The organism is Clostridium sp. AM29-11AC, assembly GCF_003480545.1.
Taxonomy (GTDB): Bacteria; Bacillota; Clostridia; order Lachnospirales; family Lachnospiraceae; genus Otoolea; species Otoolea saccharolyticum_A.
In genome coordinates this window covers 1-2,151 of the sequence record NZ_QUJI01000055.1, presented here as the reverse complement: position 1 = coordinate 2,151, position 2,151 = coordinate 1, and the positions used below count along the sequence as shown (strand labels likewise).

The window sequence follows — 2,151 nt, the reverse complement described above, 5'->3', positions numbered from 1 at the left end:
ACGAGATATAAAATATTTCGGGCACTCCAGCTGCCGGAGCGGCAGGTGCATAAGATGGCGAACTGCCGGAAGGGAACATGGAGAGCGGCGGAAATGTTGAACTCGGTGCTTACCAAGACAATAATAGTGGACAGACTCGGATATCCATCCATGACTGCCCACTATCTAAAAGTACGTGTAAACTATTGAACCGCGTAGTACCGAACGGTACGCTACGTGGTGTGGAAGGGGAGGGTCAAATCTCCCCTATCCGATCGTATGGAGGAACATCCTGTAATTTACGGAGAAGTTCTGCTTAAGTGTGGTATCTATAAATTTTATAGGAATTTTCAAAGCTTATATCGTGAAGAACAGACACGAAGAAAAGGATGACTGCTCCCTAGAGGATTCACCGGCAGCCTAATTGGTGATTGAGACAGTGCATGCTCACAGGAAAATAATAGGAAGTAACAACCAAATGCATGTATGAATTAAAAAAGTCGGAAATAAAGATAGAAAAAAACGGAAAATCAGACATTTAGCATGGAAAAGCACTATCTGCGGGTAATGATAAAGGGCTGTGCAGTCCTACAAGGTTGACATAGACCAGGTTTGTAACGGCTACGTTTAAACCTGTATCAGCAAGACCTGCATAAACTTATTCATCCTTAAGGAGATTTTTAAGCGGCAGAACCTTTTATATCCGTGGATTTCTTTTATGCTCTTTTCTGCAGCATGAAGCGAATATAACTCTCTGAGGCCTTAAAGGGCAGATACCTGGAGAGAGTTCTATTTGCCATTTTAGCGAATTTAATATGGATAACCCGAGCTTTTCCTCAAAGACGCGGAAAGGCCGTTCTAATACCCTTTTAAATCGCTTAAAAGGCATATAGTTTTTTGAATTGAATTAAAAAACGGGATTCAGATGAGGCACAGTGTCTGAACGTGTATCAGGCTTCCGGAAAAAGGAAAGAGATTGTGGCAGCTGACGAATTTTTCCATACGTTTTGCCAGTCCCGGGGATTTATCAAAAAAGAAAGTGGCATATATTGCAGGAGGAAAAATTCGAACAAAGCAGGAGGAAGTTTCTTCTGTGAATATGAAAAATACCGCCTCCAGACAGGCTGAAAGCGGTATTACTGTCTTATATCCTTTTTTGTGCGGCAGAAGAGCCGTATGACCTTCGTAAGACGATAGCGTTTGAGTTATTTTGACCGGCTAGTGCTTTTTTACTCTGGCCTGCAAATTATCGGCTGCTGCTCCTCGTCAGGAATATACTCTACAATATCCTCGATTCTGCAGTTCAAGATTTGGCAGAGGACTTCCAGCGTATGGGTAGACACATACATGTTCTTTTTCAGACGTCCAATTTGGCCGGCGCTGAAGCCGTAGTATCTGATTAAACGGTACTGGCTCATCTGCTTTTCCTTCATAGTTTCCCACAACTTATCATATGTTATCATTTTTCTCACCCTTTCCCTATCCATTAAATAACGAATCGAACATGTTGTATATAACCAATATTTGGATAATATATCTATATAGGGATATTCAACATAATCTTAAATTGTTCAGAGAGAATTGAAGAAAATTTACAATTAAAAGCAGTTATTGATGTATAGGATTAGGGATATCAATATTCTGATACAATATTTGGGTTAATGTTTAGCTGAAATTATTGTAATAACTTTCATGGGTACGATATGAAAGGTATTCAGGAAACTTTCATTTGAACGTAATAGTATACAAAAATACTCAGGATAGTAACAATGAAAATGCATTATAAGCAAAGCAGATTTTTCAAAAACCAAAAGCGCTGGCAGAAGAAATAATTAAATTTCTCTGCCAACGCCTTTTTAATTAATTAGCAGATTACAAGAAAACCTGCGGTAATATTAGTCAATCCAGTCTGGAGCCTCTTTTGCTGTATACCATGTGGCAGCATCTGTAGGTTCTCCATCTTTATCTGCTTTATATGTGAAGTATCCGTCATATAAAGCAATGTATGGAATAGTAGCGTTACCTAATACAGTATCTGTCATATCGTTTCCGTCCTCATCAGTGATGGAAACGATTTCATCAGAAGAATTGAACTTAAACTTGAGATCTGTATATGGTAGTGTAAAAAAGTTTGTGTCTTTGGAAGAAAATGACTCCTTTTTGGTAAGAATT

Annotated in this window: 1 protein-coding gene and 2 pseudogenes; 1 reads left to right on the top strand and 2 read right to left on the bottom strand. The window is 38.9% G+C overall.

Annotated features, from left to right (window positions below):
* A pseudogene (locus DW757_RS17540) lies at positions 1-189 on the top strand (group II intron reverse transcriptase/maturase); the annotation flags it as partial.
* A gap of 1,019 nt (positions 190-1,208) precedes the next feature.
* Here the strand turns inward: DW757_RS17540 and DW757_RS17120 are convergent.
* On the bottom strand, positions 1,209-1,442 hold the full coding sequence (locus tag DW757_RS17120) for a helix-turn-helix transcriptional regulator (RefSeq protein ID WP_087384568.1): 234 nt from the start codon (positions 1,440-1,442) through the stop codon (positions 1,209-1,211).
* A gap of 432 nt (positions 1,443-1,874) precedes the next feature.
* Positions 1,875-2,151: pseudogene (locus DW757_RS17495) on the bottom strand (hypothetical protein); the annotation flags it as partial.